The sequence below is a fragment of the Hyunsoonleella flava genome, from assembly GCF_004310325.1.
Classification (GTDB): domain Bacteria; phylum Bacteroidota; class Bacteroidia; order Flavobacteriales; family Flavobacteriaceae; genus Jejuia; species Jejuia flava.
The window spans coordinates 1-322 of sequence record NZ_SIRT01000040.1 but is presented as its reverse complement, the minus strand read 5'-3'; the positions used below and the strand labels follow the sequence as shown (position 1 = coordinate 322).

Here is a 322-nt window from a genome sequence, read left to right as displayed (position 1 = left end):
GGTGGAATCAGGGAACCTTTTTTCTTTGTTTTAAATAATAAAATAAAACCAAATACCAAGAGCGATGTACCCATAACTAACCTAGATGTGTTTCCAACGATTATAGAATATGCAGGTATCGGAAATTCTCAGTTAGCGCTTGATGGCAATAATCTATCTTCAATTTTAGAGGGGAAAACAGAGACATTGGAGCGCTCTCTTTTTTGACACTTTCCCATTTATTTACAAGCTTATAATGTAAAAGATAACGAAAACAGAGATCCTTTGTTTCGCACAAGACCTGGCTCTGTAATCAGAAAAGGGAATCGGAAATTACATTATT

The 322-nt window shown here is 35.1% G+C and carries 1 pseudogene; it reads left to right on the top strand.

Going from position 1 to position 322, the window contains the following annotated elements:
• A pseudogene (locus EYD45_RS16845) lies at positions 1–207 on the top strand (aryl-sulfate sulfohydrolase); the annotation flags it as partial.
• Positions 208–322: the final 115 nt, after the last annotated feature.